The 14,706-nt window shown below is 69.2% G+C and carries 6 protein-coding genes and 1 tRNA gene; 3 read left to right on the top strand and 4 right to left on the bottom strand.

Annotation, left to right across the window (positions count from 1 at the left end; all coding sequences use genetic code 11):
* Positions 1 to 193: 193 nt before the first annotated feature.
* Positions 194 to 275 (bottom strand) — tRNA-Leu (locus tag AB0H61_RS09990).
* Between the two features lie 388 nt (positions 276 to 663).
* Between AB0H61_RS09990 and AB0H61_RS09995 the strand changes: the two genes are divergently transcribed.
* Together AB0H61_RS09995 and AB0H61_RS10000 are read left to right on the top strand one after the other, a co-directional pair.
* Positions 664 to 10,029, top strand: coding sequence for a fatty acid synthase subunit beta domain-containing protein (locus AB0H61_RS09995; RefSeq protein WP_357301349.1), 9,366 nt, complete (start codon positions 664 to 666; stop codon positions 10,027 to 10,029).
* An 11-nt stretch (positions 10,030 to 10,040) separates the two neighbouring features.
* Positions 10,041 to 10,478 carry a holo-ACP synthase gene (locus tag AB0H61_RS10000; protein ID WP_357301352.1) on the top strand — a complete coding sequence of 146 codons (438 nt, stop codon included), beginning with the start codon at positions 10,041 to 10,043 and terminating at the stop codon, positions 10,476 to 10,478.
* 61 nt (positions 10,479 to 10,539) lie between these two features.
* Here the strand turns inward: AB0H61_RS10000 and AB0H61_RS10005 are convergent, their stop codons facing one another.
* Positions 10,540 to 11,184 carry a TetR/AcrR family transcriptional regulator gene (locus AB0H61_RS10005; RefSeq protein ID WP_357302254.1) on the bottom strand — a complete coding sequence of 215 codons (645 nt, stop codon included), beginning with the start codon at positions 11,182 to 11,184 and terminating at the stop codon, positions 10,540 to 10,542.
* Positions 11,185 to 11,503: 319 nt separating this feature from the next.
* Here AB0H61_RS10005 and AB0H61_RS10010 point away from each other — a divergent pair, with 319 nt between their 5' ends.
* Positions 11,504 to 12,799, top strand: coding sequence for a hypothetical protein (locus AB0H61_RS10010; RefSeq protein ID WP_357301355.1), 1,296 nt, complete (start codon positions 11,504 to 11,506; stop codon positions 12,797 to 12,799).
* Positions 12,800 to 12,859: 60 nt separating this feature from the next.
* On the opposite strand, the gene AB0H61_RS10015 is transcribed toward AB0H61_RS10010, so the two are convergent.
* Complete coding sequence (locus tag AB0H61_RS10015) at positions 12,860 to 13,648, bottom strand: ABC transporter permease (protein WP_357301358.1); 789 nt, start codon at positions 13,646 to 13,648, stop codon at positions 12,860 to 12,862.
* Positions 13,649 to 13,662: 14 nt separating this feature from the next.
* Positions 13,663 to 14,640, bottom strand: coding sequence for an ATP-binding cassette domain-containing protein (locus AB0H61_RS10020; RefSeq protein ID WP_357301360.1), 978 nt, complete (start codon positions 14,638 to 14,640; stop codon positions 13,663 to 13,665).
* Positions 14,641 to 14,706: the final 66 nt, after the last annotated feature.

Here is a 14,706-nt window from a genome sequence, read left to right on the forward strand (position 1 = left end):
ACGGTCCGCATCCTTCAGCCCGCCGCGGCCGAGCGCCTCGATGAGCGCATCGGCCACGGCGAAACCGGTCGCTGACGACGTCCGGCGCGTCAACATGATGCAGGTCAGAAGGTGTCTTCACTGGTCGGCCTCCGTGTGTGCGAGTGCACTCCGACACGCGGCACGAAAAAGTGTCACATCTGACGTGAATCTGTGCGCGAGAGGGGACTTGAACCCCTACGTCCGTGGACACCAGAACCTAAATCTGGCGCGTCTGCCAATTTCGCCACTCGCGCTTGATGGTACGACCGTCCAAACTCTACCGGGCTTGACCGGGATCGCGAAGCTTCTGTGAGGAGTGTCGTACTCACCGGTAACCCGACCTGGGACTATAACGGTTTGATAAAGCTCAATATGAGGAGCACTCATGTTTCGTACGTGTTGGTAACCGAATGGACCAGCGGGTTCAAACATGAGGAAGCGTCATGTTTCCGAATATTCTGGTACTAGCGTACTGAAATACCGGTTGGTAAGTGCCCGACCGCAACCCAAACGTGAGGATTTCCTCATGATTTTGTGGAATCCTCGCCCACATCAGGCCTAGAGGTTGCGGAGTAGCTGCGAACCGGAGGGAGCGGCGTGTCCGTGCCGGGCATGTCGCCAGGAGAAGGAAGTCGAAGCGTCTTGACGATCAACGAGAGCACCGAGACCGGGACCGGACCGAGCGCGAAGGTGACTGCCCAGCGAGATGGGGTGCGGGCACCGTTGTTGGATCGTCTACTGAACGGTGCGCCGTATGCACTCGCGTTCGGGGGGCAGGGCGCGCAGTGGCTGGGTGAGCTGGAGGAGATCGGGCGCGACAGCGCGCTGGAGCCGGAGTTGACCGCGCTGGTCAACGAGGCGGCCGCACTGCTGGAGCCCGTTGCACGCCAACTGCTGGTGGTACGGCCGGTCGGCTTCGACCCGATCGGGTGGATGCTCGAAGAGGAACTGGTCGACGCGGAGAAGGGCGAGACCTCGGCCGCGCCGTCCGACGCGGTGCTGCGCTCGGCCGCGGTGTCGATGCCGGGCGTGCTGCTGTCCCAGCTGGCGGCGCTGCGCGCGCTGCGGCTGCAGGGCCTGGATCCGGCCGAGCACGCGCCGGTCGCGGTTGTCGGTCACTCGCAGGGGCGGCTGGCCGCCACCGCGGTGGAGGCGGGCGGCACGCGGGACGCCGAGCTGCTGGCCATCGCGCAATTGATCGGTGCCGCGGCGGGTTTGGTGGCGCGCCGGCGTGGGCTGATGCCGGTCGGTGAGCGCTCCTCGATGGTCGCGGTATCGAATGTGGATCCCGAGCAGCTGCGCGCGGTGGTGGCGGAGGTGTCGGTGGGTGTGGATCCCCATGCGGCCGCGGTGATTTCGATTCGCAACGGACGCCGCCGGGTGGTGCTCTCCGGTACCCCGAACCAGCTGGATCGGGTGCGTCAGCGCTGCGCGGAGATGCACGATGAGCAGAGCCGGGCGCGCGATGCCAAGCAGCGCGGCGGCGCGGTGTTCGCGCCGGTATTCGAGGATGTGCTGGTCGACGTCGCCTTCCACCATCCGGCCCTGGCCGACACGGTGGATGTGGTGACCGGCTGGGCCAAGCAATGTGGGCTGGATACCGCACTGGCCGAGTCGCTGACGCGGGATATCCTGGTCGACCCGGTCGACTGGGTCGAGGCCGTGGACGGCGTGATCGCCGCGGGCACGCAGTGGATTCTGGACCTGGGCCCCGGCGACCTGCTGAGCCGGATCACCGGCGGTTCGCTGAAGGGCACCGGCGTCGGCATTGTCGCGGCCGCGACCCGCTCGGGGCAGCGCAGCCTGCTGACCCCGGGCGCCGCGCCGGAGGTGGCGCAGCCGTGGTCGGCGTACGCGCCGCGCCCGGTGCGTCTGCCGAACGGGCGCATCGTCGTCGAGACCGCCTTCACCAAGCTGACAGGCCGTTCGCCGATTCTGCTCGCCGGGATGACCCCGACCACCGTGGACGCGAAAATCGTTGCGGCCGCGGCGAATGCGGGCCACTGGGCGGAGCTGGCCGGTGGTGGTCAGGTGACCGAGCAGATCTTCGCCGACCGGGTGGCCGAGCTGAAGCGACTGCTGCACCCGGGTCGTGCGGTGCAGTTCAACTCGCTGTTCCTCGATCCCTACCTGTGGAAGCTGCAGTTGGGCGGTAAGCGGCTGGTGCAGAAGGCGCGCAGCGCGGGCGCCCCGTTCGACGGTGTGATCGTCACGGCGGGCATTCCCGAACTGGAGGAGGCCGTCGCGCTGATCCAGGAGCTCACCGAGGTCGGCATCTCACACGTCGCGTTCAAGCCGGGCACGGTGACCCAGATCCGCGCGGTGCTGCGCATCGCCGACGAGGTCCCGGACTACCCGGTGATCATGCATATCGAGGGCGGCCGGGCAGGCGGGCACCACTCCTGGGAGGACCTGGACGACCTGCTGCTGGAGACCTACGCCGAGCTGCGCAACCGCGCCAATGTCGTGGTGTGTGTCGGCGGCGGTATCGGAACCCCGGAACGCGCCACCGAATACCTCACCGGCGTGTGGTCGACCGGGTACGGCTACCCGGCGATGCCGCTGGACGGTGTGCTGGTCGGCACCGCCGCCATGGCGACGCTGGAGGCGACCACCGCCCCCGAGGTGAAGCAGCTGCTCGTCGACACCCCCGGCACCCCGGACTGGGTCGGCGCGGGCACCGCGACCGGCGGAATGGCCTCGGGCCGTAGCCAATTGGGCGCCGATATCCACGAAATCGACAATGCCGCCTCGCGCACCGGCCGTCTGCTCGACGAGGTCGCGGGCGACACCGACGCGGTCGCCGCGCGCCGGGACGAGATCATCGCGGCGCTCGACGCCACCGCCAAGCCCTACTTCGGCGATCTGGCCACCATGACCTACCTGGAGTGGCTGGAGCGTTACGTCGAGCTGGCCGTCGGCCTGGACCGCCGCAAGGATTTCGACTGCGGCAGCGATCTCGGCGACGCCATTCTCGACGCCACCCGGTCGGTCTGGCTCGACATCACCTGGCGTGACCGATTCGCGGAGATGATGCGTCGCACCGAATCCCGGCTCCACCCGGCCGACCGCGGCGAGATCGCGACACTGTTCGACTCCGACGACCGGTTCGAGCATCCGGTCGAGGCGATCTGCGAGCTGAAGAAGCAGTACCCGGCCGCGGAGCGGACCCTGCTGCACCCGGCGGATGTGCCGTTCTTCGTCACACTGTGCAAAACCCCCGGCAAGCCGGTCAATTTCGTACCCGTGGTGGACGGCGACGTGCGCCGCTGGTGGCGCTCGGATTCGCTGTGGCAGGCCCACGACCCGCGGTACTCGGCCGACCAGGTCTGCGTCATCCCCGGCACCGTCTCGGTCGCTGGCATCACCCGGGTCGACGAACCGGTCGGTGAACTGCTCGACCGCTTCGAGCAGGACACCGCCTACTCGCTGGTGCGTTCGGGTGTGGTGCCGACGGCGGTCGACGCGCGCCGCGCCGCGGACGTGACGAGCGGCCCGCTCGCCGCGGTGCTGGCCGCGCCCGATGTGGAATGGTCCGGCCGCACCACCATCAACCCCGTGCACCGCCTCGGCGATCTCGCCGAATGGACCGTCGACGGCAAGGGCGCGGTGCACCCGCGCACCGGCGCCACGCTGGTCGAGACCACCGGCCCGGAGGCCGAGGACTCCTATGTCGAGCTGACGGTGCCGCTGCTCGGCCGCGATGCGGTGAACATCCGGATCACCGTCCCGGTGTCCGTCTCCAACGGCGGCGCCCCGGTCATCACCGAGGCCGACGCCGAGACCGCCATGTCCGCCCTGCTCGCGGTCGCCGCGGGTCAGTCGCTGCCGGAGGTGAAGGGCGGGACCGCGCACCTCAATGTGGCGTGGACCCCGGACCTCATCGCCGACCATGCGGGTGTGACCGGCTCGGGTCTGCCCGCGTCGCTGAGTACGCTCGGGCGCACCGTGCCCGATGTGCTGGTCGGCGCCTGCTGGCCCGCCGTATTCGCGGTGCTCGGCGCCACCCGTACTGCGGACGGTGCGAGTGTCATCGAGGGCATGCTCGACCTGGTGCACCTCGATCACCAGATCGAACTGGTCGGCGAATTGCCCACCGACACCAGCGTGCTCGTCGTTCGCGCCACGGCGGGGGAAACCGTCGACACCGATATGGGCCGGGTCGTCGAGGTGCGGGTGAAGATCACCGGCATGCTCGACAAGCCCGAGACCGGGCTGTCCATGCCCACCGTCGCGACGCTCACCGAACGCTTCGCCATCCGCGGACGCAACGGCGCGGGCGAGCTGGCCGACCCGCCGCGGGCCGCAGGCGCCGTCTCCGAGACCGCGAGCGACACCCCGCGCCGCCGGCGCCGCGACGTCACCATGGTGGCGCCGCGCGCCATGCACGCCTTCGCCGCCGTCTCCGGTGACTACAACCCGATCCACACCAGCGAGGCCGCCGCCAAACTGGCCGGGCTCGGTAGCCCGATCGTGCACGGCATGTGGCTGTCGGCCGCGGCCCAGCACGCGGTCTCGGCGGTGGATCCGGCCAGCTCGATCCCGGCGCGCACGTTGACGGCCTGGACCACCCGCTTCCTCGGCATGGTGCGCCCCGGCGCGGAGATCGACGTGCGTGTCGAGCGCATCGCGGTCGACGCGGGCGCCGAGATCATCGAGGTCTCCTGCCGCACCGGCGGCGACCTGGTGATGACCGCGACCGGCCGCACCGCCGCCCCGAAAACCGTCTACGCCTTCCCGGGCCAGGGCATTCAGCGCAAGGGTATGGGCCTGGACGCCCGCACCCGCTCGAAGGCCGCCAAGGCGATCTGGGAGCGCGCCGACAAGCACACCCGCGAGGCGCTCGGCTTCTCCATCCTGGCCGTGGTGCGAGACAACCCGACCTACCTCAAGGCGCGCGGCGTCGAGCACCGGCATCCGGACGGCGTACTGCACCTGACCCAGTTCACCCAGGTCGCGATGGCAACCCTCGGTGTCGCCCAGGTCGCCGAGTTGCGCGAGGCGGGCGCCTTCGTGGAAGGCGCGATGCTGGCCGGTCACTCGGTCGGTGAATACAACGCGCTCGCCGCGGTCGCCGGGGTGCTGCCGCTGGAGGCGGTGCTCGAGGTGGTGTTCCAGCGCGGCTCCGCCATGCACGAGCTGGTGCCCCGGGATGCCCAGGGCCGCAGCGACTATCGGATGGCCGCCATCCGGCCCTCGCAGATCGGGCTGCCCGACGACGAGGTCGTCGGCTTTGTCGCGGGCATCGGCGAACAGGTCGGTGAGTTCCTCGAGGTCGTGAACCTGAACCTGCGCGGCTCGCAGTACGCCATCGCGGGCACGGTCACGGGCCTGGAGGCGCTGGAGGCCGAGATCGACCGCCGCCGTGCGGAATTCGGTGGTAAGCGAGCCTTCATCCTGGTGCCGGGCATCGACGTGCCGTTCCACTCCACGGTGCTGCGCAAGGGTGTGCCGGAGTTCCGGCACAAGCTCGAGCAGCTGCTCCCCGCGGATCTGCACCCTGAGATCCTGGTCGGCCACTACATCCCGAACCTGGTGCCCAAGCCGTTCTCGCTGGATCGCGAATTCATCGCCGAGATCGCGGATCTGGTGCCGTCCGAGCCGCTGGCCGCCGTGCTCGCCGACTTCGACAGCTGGTCCGCGCGCCCGACCGATCTGTGCCGTGTGGTCCTGATCGAGCTGCTGGCCTGGCAGTTCGCCAGCCCGGTGCGCTGGATCGAAACCCAGGACCTGCTGTTCACCGATACCGCGCACGGCGGGCTCGGGGTCGAGCGGTTCGTCGAAATCGGTTTGGGCGCGACGCCGACCGTGGCGAATCTGGCCAGCCAGACGCTGAAGCTGCCGAGCTTCGGCACCGCCACCGTCGAGGTGCTCAATATCGAGCGCGAGGCCGGGGTCGTCTACTCGACCGACACCGACCCGGCACCGGTCGACGAGCCGGAAGAGACCGTCGAAACCGCTCCGGCCACCGCGGCTCCCGCCGCCCCCGTGGCCGCGGCGCCGGTGGCGAGTTCGGGCGGCCCCCGCCCGGACGACATCGCCTTCACGGCCGCCGACGCCACCCGCGTGCTCATCGCGCTGTGGACCAAGCTGCGCTTGGACCAGATCGGCCCGGTCGACACCATCGAGGGTCTGTGCGACGGCGTCTCCTCGCGGCGTAACCAGCTGCTCGTCGACCTCGGCTCGGAGCTTTCGCTCGGTGCCATCGACGGTGCGGCCGATGCCGATATGGGCGCGCTGTCGGCCACGGTGGAGCGGCTGGCCCGCACCTACAAGCCATTCGGCTCGGTGCTGTCCGACTCGGTCGGCGACCACCTGCGCAAGGTGTTCGGCCCGTCCGGCAAGCGTCCCGCCGCGATCGCCGAACGCGTCAAGAAGGTCTGGGAGCTCGGCGACGGCTGGGCGCACCACGTGACCGCCGAGGTTTCACTCGGCACCCGCGAAGGCGCCAGCGTGCGCGGCGGCGATCTCGGCGGCCTGGTCTCGGGTTCGCTGGGCGACGGCGCCTCGGTCGATGCGGCCATCGATGCCGCGGTGCAGGCGGTCGCGGCCCGGCGCGGGGTCGCGGTCACGCTGCCTGCCGCCGGTGGTGGCGGTGGCGGCACCGTGGACGCGGCGGCGCTGGGTGAGTTCACCGAGCAGATCACCGGCCGCGACGGCGTGCTGGCGAAGGCGGCCCGGGTGATCTTGGACGAGCTCGGGCTGACCGAGCAGATCTCCGCGGCCGAGGCGAACGACGAGTCGCTGGCCGATCTGGTCTCCGCCGAATTGGGTTCGGATTGGCCGCGTTTGGTCGCGCCCGCCTTCGACGCCAAGAAGGCCGTGCTGATCGACGACCGCTGGGCCACCGCCCGCGAGGATCTGGCCCGCCTGTGGTTGCTCGACGACACCGCGAGTGCTGTTTCGGCCGCGGAGGGTCCGGTGATCACCTTCTTCGGTGCGGGTGAAGCCGTGGCCGCGCAGGCCAACTGGTGGCGCGAGCGGGCCAAGCACGAGGCCCGTTCGGTGCTCGCGCGGCTCTACGAACGCATCGCCGAGGCGGCGCTGAGCACCGAGGAGCCCGGTCTGTGGTCCTCCGATGTCGCGGTGATCACCGGTGCCAGTAAGGGTTCCATCGCGGCGGCCGCCACCGGGCGACTGCTCAGCGGCGGCGCGACCGTCGTGGTCACCACCTCGAGCCTGAACGACGAGCGCCTCGCGTTCTACCGGAAGCTGTACCGGGACAATGCCCGCCACGGTGCCGCCCTCTGGGTGGTGCCCGCGAATATGGCCTCCTACACCGATATCGACGCGCTCATCGACTGGGTCGGCAACGAACAGGTCGACAGTGCGGGCGGCGCCAAGGTCAAGACCAAGGACGCGATGACGCCCACCCTCCTGCTGCCGTTCGCGGCGCCGCGGGTGGCCGGTGACCTCTCCGATGCCGGCGCGCGCGCCGAAATGGAGATGCGGGTCCTGCTCTGGTCGGTGGAGCGCCTCATCGGCGGGCTCTCGGCGCTGGGCGCGGACCATGACGTGGACGCGAAACTGCATGTGGTGCTGCCGGGTTCACCCAACCGCGGCATGTTCGGCGGCGACGGCGCCTACGGTGAGTCCAAGGCCGCACTGGACGCGGTGGTCGCCAAGTGGCGAGCCGAGAAGTCCTGGTCGGCGCGGGTCACCCTGGTGCACGCGCTGATCGGCTGGGTGCGCGGCACCGGTCTGATGGGCCACAACGACCCGATGGTCGAAGCGGTCGAGAAGGCGGGTGTGCACACCTGGTCCACCCTCGAGATGGCCGACGAACTGCTCAAGTGGTGCACCTCGCGGGCCCGTCAGGTGACCGCGGCCGGACCGCAGCAGATCGACCTGACCGGCGGATTGGCCAGGGCCAAGCTGGATCTGCCCGCGCTGGCCAAGCAGGCCGCCGAGCAGGCCGCGGCCGAATCCGAGGAGACCGCCGTGGCGGCCACCATCTCGGCCCTGCCCGCGCCGCCGACCATGAGTTCGGCGCTCCCGGTTCCCGAATGGGGCGAGGTCACCGCCGATCTCGCCGATATGGTCGTCATCGTCGGCGCCGGTGAACTCGGTCCGTACGGCTCCGCGCGCACCCGCTTCGAGGTCGAGGTCGAGGACGAACTCTCCGCCGCGGGCGTGCTGGAACTGGCCTGGACCACCGGCATGGTCACCTGGGAGAACGACCCCAAGCCCGGCTGGTACGACGCCGAATCCGGTGACTACGTACCGGAATCCGAGCTGGCCGAGCGCTATCACGACGCGGTGGTCGCCCGCTGCGGTGTGCGCCGCTACGGCGACGACGGCGCCATGATCGACAATGCCGCGCCGCTGATGACCTCGGTCTTCCTCGACCAGGACCTGTCGTTCACGGTGGGCGGCGAGGCCGAGGCCCGCGCCTTCCACACCGCCGACCCGGAGCACACCGTCATCACCCCGGTCCTCGATTCGGGCGACTGGACCGTGACCCGCAAGGCGGGCACGGAGATCCGGGTGCCGCGCAAGGCGAAGCTCTCGCGCACCGTCGGCGGTCAGATCCCCACCGGCTGGGATCCGACGATCTGGGGCATCTCCGCCGATATGGCGGCCTCGGTGGACCGGGTCGCGCTGTGGAATATCGCCTGCACGGTGGACGCGTTCGTCAGCTCCGGGTTCAGCCCGGCCGAGTTGATGAGCTGGGTGCATCCGAGCCTGGTGGCGAATACTCAGGGCACCGGTATGGGCGGCATGTCCTCGATGCGCTCGCTCTACATCGACAACCTGCTCGGTGAGTCGCGCCCGAACGACATCCTGCAGGAGGCGCTGCCGAATGTGGCGCTGGCGCATGTGGTGCAGTCCTACGTCGGCAGCTACGGCGCGATGGTGCACCCGGTGGCGGCGTGCGCGACCGCGGCGGTCTCGGTCGAGGAGGGCGTCGACAAGATCCGCCTCGGCAAGGCCGACGTGGTGGTCGCGGGCGGCTTCGACGATCTCGGCATCGAGGGCATCGTCGGCTTCGGCGATATGTCGGCCACCGCGGACTCGGCGGTTATGAGCGCCAAGGGCATCAGCGACCGGTACTTCTCCCGCGCCAACGACCGCCGTCGTGGCGGGTTCGTGGAATCGCAGGGCGGCGGCACCGTGCTGCTGGCTCGCGGCGATATCGCGCTGGAACTCGGTCTGCCGGTGCTCGGTGTGGTGGCGTTCGCGCAATCCTTCGCCGATGGCGTGCACACCTCCATTCCGGCGCCCGGCCTCGGTGCGCTCGGCGCCGGTCGCGGCGGCCGTGACTCCCGGTTCGCCAGCGAACTGCGCAAGCTCGGCATCGGCCCGGACGATATCGCGGTCATCTCCAAGCACGACACCTCGACCGCGGCCAACGACCCGAACGAGTCCGAGCTGCACGAGCGGCTGGCCACGGCCATCGGTCGCACGGAAGGCGCTCCGCTGTTCGTCATTTCGCAGAAGAGCCTGACCGGGCACGCCAAGGGCGGCGCGGCCGCGTTCCAGCTGATCGGCCTGTGCCAGGTGCTGGAACACGGTGTGGTGCCGCCGAACCGGAGCCTGGACTGCGTGGACGAGAAGATGCAGGCCTACCCGCACCTGGTGTGGGCGCGTGAGCCGCTGCGTTTCGGCGATCGGTTCCCGCTGAAGGCGGGTCTGGTGACCTCGCTCGGATTCGGGCACGTCTCCGGTCTGCTGGCGGTGGTGCATCCGGAGGCCTTCATCCAGGCGATCGAGCCGGGACGGCGCGAGGAATACCAACGGCAGGCGCAGCAGCGTCAGCTGGCCGGACGGCAGCGTTTCGCCGAAGCCATGTGCGGCGGCGCACCGCTGTACGAGCGGCCCGCGGACCGCAGGCTCGGTGGCGACGGCACGCCCGCCAAGAAGATTCGCCAGCTCGAGGCGGATATGCTGCTCTCGGCCGAGGCTCGTCTCGACGCGGACGGTACCTACCGGGCGAACGGCTTCGGCTGCAACACCGGGCAATTGCCCGTGGACGGTTCGGCCCCGGTCGGCCCCGCCGCGCCGTAGGCTGCCGGTTTGTGACGATCCTCGGTATCGGTTTGGACTTGGTGACAATCTCCGAGTTCGCCGAACAGCTCGAACGTGCCGGAACCACCATGCTCCGGGAGAGTTTCACCGCTGGTGAACGGCGGTACTGCCAGAGCAAGGGAACCGACCCGGCGCGGAGCTTCGCGGCGCGGTGGGCGGCGAAAGAGGCGGTGCTCAAGGCCTGGGCATCGTCCCGGTTCGCCCGCCGCCCGCAGATCGGTGACAATCCGTATCCGCTGATCGAGGTCGTCAACGACGCATGGGGCAGGCCGAGTATCAAATTGCACGGTCTGGCCGCGGAATTCCTGCCTCGCGCACGGGTTCACCTGTCGCTGACCCATGACGGCGATACCGCCGCGGCCATGGTGGTGTTGGAGGACCCGGGCGAGCTGGCCGATCTCATCGAAGGCCGCGAAGCAACCAAATGAGGTAACCGTTTCTGTCGTCCGGCCCGGCCGGGCGGCGGATCGACCCGCCGGTGCGCGACGCTTACTTGTGCGCGGACCCGGGATGGCGGGGGAGACTGGCAGAGCGGGATTCCTTCTCCGCGACCAGCAGATACGCGACCATCAATCGCTTGAGTTCGGAAACTGCTTCGGCATGGCCCTGTTCGTCCTGGACCGAGAAATTCAGCATCGAATAGACCACGTGCACGAGCACTTCCGCCATCATGGTGCGGCGCGCGCGCGGGGTCCGCGGGGTCAGCGGCCGCAGCATCTGCGACACGACCTCGGCGAACTCCTTCTCGTGAATGGCGCCGGTGGCCCGCGTGGACGGGGTCGACTGCATGGCCAGCCAGACCTCGCGCCGGGACGGGTCGGTCATCCACAGACTGGCCAGGTGATCCACGAACTGGTTCATATGTCGCAGCCAGTCCAGCGAGGGAACCTCGCCGTGAAAATCGGCCAGCTCCTGGGAAACCGCAACCAGGTCTTGGCGATTCAGCTCGCAGACGATGACGTATTTGTTGGCGAAGAACTGATACAGGGTGCCGATCGGCACCTCGGCGCGCGCGGCCACCTCTTCACAGGTGAACGATTCGAACCCTACTTCGACCAGAAGTTCCCTGGACGACTGCAGCAGCGCGTCGAACTTGCGCTTACTGCGTTCCTGCGTCGGTCGGCGCCGCGGCATGAGCTCCTGCGGGTCGTCCTGCAGCTCCAACGCGGGGTCCAGGTGACGCTTCGCCCTGGCCTGCGTGTGTACATCCACGCATCAAGGCTAGCGGTACCGACATGCACGCGACACGCGCACTTGGTTCGCGTGTCCAGTTCTGTCACATTTCATCACCCATCCTGAACCGGTGTGGCACCGAACACATAACCGAGCGTGCGTGGATCCGCACGGACGTTTCGGCAGTGTGCTCCCCGTGCACTCGGGGACGATCCGGCCCTGAGGCAGGGCATAGGCGCGGGCGGATGACGTCCGGAAGTCGCACCGGGAAGGCGTATCTGTGGTAGCTCGATCTGTGGTCACCCTTGGCGTTTCCACCGAACGTGGCGCCGTTCACGTGGTAGCTCTGGCCGAATCCGGCGAGCAGATAGCGGAACGTGTTCTGGTCCACCGGGTGAAGAAGACGCACGGCGATAGCAAGGCGGATGTGGCGGCGGCGGTGGAGACGGCGATGGACGAAGTCGCTGCCGAGATCGGCCCGGATCGGGAGATCGGAGGTACCGCGGTGGCCTACCGCGACGCCGCCGAGCGCCGGGCCATCGTCACCAGGCTGGCCTCCGGTCCCTGGCAGAGCGCCTCGCTGGTGTCGACGAAATCCGCGCACCTGAGTGCCGCCGGGGTGATGACCTGGCTCAGTGAGTTCGACGACCTGCTCATCGGTGAAGTGGTCCCCGGACATCAGGCGTTCACGCTCGTCGATCGTGGTCGCAACCGGGTGCTGGCCGCGACCAGCCAGGCGGGTGACGCCACCAAGGAGTCGCTCGGCGCCGCGGTTGCCGCGGTGTGGGATCAGCTCGAGGCGGCCGCGGTGCGTCCGGACGCGGTGGTGCTGATCGGTTCGGGCGCCGCTGCACCCGCGGTGCGCGCCGCGGTGGACGGATTCGGCGCGCCGGTGCTGCCGTGCAGGATCGCGGCGTCCGCGCCTGCCATCGGCGCCGCCCTGTCCGCGATGGCGGATGTGGCGGCGGTATCCGAATCGGTCGAGCAGGCGCATCGCGGCCGCGGGATGGTGGCGATGGTCGCGGCGGCGAGTGTGGTGGCGGGCGGTCTGGTCGCGGGCGGCCTGTACGCCGTGGGCCATGCGTCGGTCACGAATTCGGCCGTGGTCGCAGACGCCCGCGTCACCGCGGATTCCCGTGCGGTCGCCGACGGTGGGCCCCTCGGCGTCGACAGCGGATCGGCGAGCGGTTCCACCGCTGGTATCACGGTGCAGCCAGGATGGGATCCCGGCCGCGCACCGGTGGCGGGCACGGAACCGGTGACCGACCAGCCGACGATGGCGAACTTCGGCACCGGTATGTGGTCCGGCCCCGCGGTGTGGGGTAAGCAGGATCGCCCGCTGACGCTCGATCCGGCCGAGCCGATGCACGAGTCGGAGAGCCCGGCCTCGGCCCCGCTGCTGCCAGGCACCGGAATCCCCGGGCCGACTACCAGGGTCGGCATACCCGACGGCCTGATGCTGTTCCCGGGGGAGACCCTGCCGCCGCCTGCGGGCACCCCGGAGTCCTACACGTGGTGGGACAACCATGTCCGCCTGATGATGCAGTGGGCGGCACAGCAGTTCACTTCCGTCTGATCCGATCGACAGCGGTAACCATGAGGTCCGGCGCCCGTGTGGCGCCGGACCTCACGGTTCTCAGTCGGCGGTCCGCCGCCGGAATATCCGGCCTGCCGCGATATAGCCGACCACTGCGATCCCCACGCACCAGCCGACGGCGAGCGATGCGTTATCCCCGATCGGGGCGCCCATCAGCAGCCCGCGCATGGTTTCGATCACCGGCGTCACGGGTTGGTTCTCGGCGAACCAGTGCAGCCGGCTCGGCATCGACTCCGGCGGCACGAACGCGCTGCTGACATACGGCAGGAACATGAAGGCGAAGGTGAATCCGTTGGCCGCCTCCGAATTGCGGGCCAACAGACCGAGTGCGGCGGCGAGCCAGGAGAGCGCGAGTACGAATATGGCGATCACCCCGAGCGCGGCGAGCCAGCGCAGCGGATCGGCCGTCGGCCGGAAGCCGAGCGCGACGGCCAGGCCGATCACCAGGCAGGTGGTGATCATATTGCGGATCAGGCTCGCCACGACGTGCCCGGTGAGCACCGCGGAGCGGGCGATATCCATGGTCCGGAACCGGTCGACGATGCCGTCGGTCAGATCCGTCGAGATGCTCACCGCGGTAGACGCGGCCCCGAATCCGGCGCACAGCAGGATGATGCCCGGGACTACGTAGTCGATGTAGGGGCCGGGTCCGACGTCCATCGCGCCGCCGAAGACATAGACGAACATCAGCAGGATCAGCAGCGGCAGCGCGACGATCATGATCATGGTGTCGGGGCTGCGCAGGGTATGCCGGACATTGCGGTCCAGCATGGCGGCGGAGTCCTGGGCGGCGCGGAGGGTGCGCAGGGCGGGGGATGGTGTGGTCATCGGAATTGTCCCGTTCATGCGGCGGGTTCGGTCAGGGTCGGATGTCCGGTCAGGGCGAAGAAGACATCGTCGAGATCGGGGGTGTGCACGGTGAGCTGTTCGACGCCGATACCGAGACTGTCGAGGCGGTCGAGCACACTTTTGATATCGCCCGCATTGCCGTTCGACGGCACCTGCACGGTGAGCTGCGCCGGATCCGTTCGACTGCGCCCGGCGGCCGGGAACAGATGGTCGTCGAGGGCGCGGGCGGCGGACGCCAACTGTTCGGCGTCGGCGAAACGCAGTTGGATGTGGCCGCCCGGCGCGAGCTGTTTGAGTTCGGCGGGCGTGCCCTCGGCCACGATGGTGCCGTTGTCCAGCACCGCGATGCGATCGGCGAGCTGGTCGGCCTCCTCCAGATATTGGGTGGTGAGGAAGACGGTCGCGCCGTCGGCCGTGAGTCGCTTGATCACCTGCCACAGTTCGCGGCGGCTGCGCGGGTCCAGGCGGGTGGTCGGTTCGTCCAGGAAGATCAGGGCGGGGCCGCCCATCAGGCTCATCGCCAGGTCGAGGCGGCGGCGCAGCCCACCGGAGTAAGTCGCGGCCCGGCGGTCGGCGACCTCGGTCAGACCGAAGCGGTGGAGCAGTTCGGCGGTGCGCTCCTCGATCCGCCTCCGGTGCAGATGCAGCAGTCGGCCGGTGAGCCGGAGATTCTCGGTTCCGGTGAGTACGCCGTCGACGGCCGAGTACTGACCGGTGACGCCGATGCGGCGCCGCACCGTCCCCGGCTCGTGGATCAGGTCGTGTCCGAAGACGCGGGCTCGGCCGCTGTCGGGTTCGCTGAGGGTGGCGAGAATGCGGACCAATGTCGTCTTGCCCGCGCCGTTCGGCCCGAGAAGGGCGAAGACGCTGCCTGCGGCGATGGTCAGGTCGATGCCGGACAGTACGACGTGCTCGCCGAATGCCTTGCCGAGTCGGTGCACCGCGAGTGCGGGAGGTGGTTCGGGGGTCATGGGTTCTCCGATGAGAGAAACTGTTTATCTAGTCGCGGCCCCAAGCGCGCGCTGACCCTGGACCAG

It is taken from the genome of Nocardia sp. NPDC050710 (assembly GCF_040654375.1).
Taxonomy (GTDB): Bacteria; Actinomycetota; Actinomycetes; order Mycobacteriales; family Mycobacteriaceae; genus Nocardia.

Coding starts and splice junctions, on each gene's coding strand:
- AB0H61_RS10005 (WP_357302254.1), bottom strand. CDS start 11,184: ATGCCGCGGCGCCGACCGACGCAGGAACGCAGTAAGCGCAAGTTCGAC.
- AB0H61_RS10015 (WP_357301358.1), bottom strand. CDS start 13,648: ATGACCACACCATCCCCCGCCCTGCGCACCCTCCGCGCCGCCCAGGAC.
- AB0H61_RS10020 (WP_357301360.1), bottom strand. CDS start 14,640: ATGACCCCCGAACCACCTCCCGCACTCGCGGTGCACCGACTCGGCAAG.